This window comes from Streptomyces sp. URMC 123, assembly GCF_051386515.1.
Taxonomy (GTDB): Bacteria; Actinomycetota; Actinomycetes; order Streptomycetales; family Streptomycetaceae; genus Streptomyces.
In genome coordinates this window covers 1-1,404 of the sequence record NZ_JBPQTV010000606.1, presented here as the reverse complement: position 1 = coordinate 1,404, position 1,404 = coordinate 1, and the positions used below count along the sequence as shown (strand labels likewise).

Here is a 1,404-nt window from a genome sequence, read left to right as displayed (position 1 = left end):
GGGTACGGCGGTGGGCGCCGGGGCCGTCACGGATGCCGGGGCGGCGGTGTGGGGCGCGGCCGGGGCGGACGCCGCGGGCGCGGGCGGCTGGGCGGCGGGCCGAGGGGCCGTGTGCTGGGCGGCGGCGGAGGGGTCGCGGGGGTAGAGCTCGGCCAGCTTGCCCAGCAGTCGGGCGTACGCCTCGCGCTGCGGCGGCCGCGGCTCGGTCTTCCCGTTCTCCCAGGACATCACGGTCGTCCGGCGCACCTTCAGGGCCTGGGCCACCTGTTCCTGGCTCAGGCCGTGCGCCTTGCGCAGCCGCTCCCGCTCGGCGGGGGGCGGCAGCGGGGACTGCGCCGCGATCAGGGCGTCGACCGCGTCGAACAACTCGGACATCGGGTACCTCCTGCGCCCCACCCTACTGCGGAACGTACCTCCGATCGATCATTCGGCGTGCGTTGGGGCGTGCATGTCGCGTACGTGGGCGCGGGGTGGAGGCGCTCGCCGCGCTATCCGGGCCTGATGGTGCTGAGCTGTGCGAACAGCAGGACCAGCCGGTAGGCGTCGCCGAAGTCGGCGGCGGTGAAGGCGACCGTACGGCCGCCGCGGGCGTGGGAGACCCCCGGCACGAGGGTCGCCAGCTCCACCGTCCCCGGGCTGACGAGGTCGACCTCGACATCGAGCGGCCCGGCCATCACCAGCGGCGGGACCAGGGCCCGCCGCGCGATGGCTTCGGCCGCCGCCCGGCGCAGGCGCTCCCGGGCCTCCTCGGGGTGCAGGGCGACGGCGGCGGCCGGACCGACGGCTTGCTTGACCGCGACGGTGGCCGCGGAGGGGACCAGCTCGCTCAGTTCGGCGCAGGCGCTGTCGTCACCGCTGAGCAGCACGACCGGCACCCCCATGTGCCCGGCCATGGCCGCGTTGAGCCCGATCTCGCCCAGGGATCGCCCGGCCACGCGCACATCGAGGATGCCGTCGTTCATGGTGTGCGCCAGCACGGCCGGCCCGCCCCCGGCGCGGGCGTGATAGCCGATGAACATCACCGCGTCGGTGTCCTCGTCGAGCCCGCCGAGCATGCCGAGCGGGCGGGGCTTGCCACGGACGAGGCGCGCCCGGCGGTCGAGCTCCTCCGGCAGCAGGTTGCGAAAGGTTCCGTGCGCGTCGGCGACCCACACCACGGCCGTGGGGTCGGCGTCCAGGACGCCGGCTGTCACGGCGTTCGCTTCGGCCGTCATCACCGCGCGGCCGTGGGCGTAGTCGTAGCGGTCCGGGTTCATCTCGGCGGGATGCACCAACCCCGAGATGCCCTCCATGTCCACGGAGATCAGCACCTTCATGGGTCAGGGAGTCTACGGCCGCGCCGCCCACGGCGTCGTGGCGGCGCGGCGTACGGCGGCGGCGAGTTCGGCGATCTGCCGCTGTGAC

2 protein-coding genes are annotated in these 1,404 nt (G+C 74.9%); both read right to left on the bottom strand.

The window, feature by feature from the left end:
• Positions 1-375, bottom strand: a 375-nt coding sequence (locus ACSNOD_RS31150) for a helix-turn-helix transcriptional regulator (RefSeq protein WP_436770432.1), incomplete at its 3' end; no start/stop codon positions are given.
• Between the two features lie 113 nt (positions 376-488).
• Positions 489-1,316: a M55 family metallopeptidase gene (locus ACSNOD_RS31145; protein WP_436770431.1), complete on the bottom strand. Its 828-nt coding sequence runs from the start codon at positions 1,314-1,316 to the stop codon at positions 489-491.
• Between the last annotated feature and the right edge of the window lie 88 nt (positions 1,317-1,404).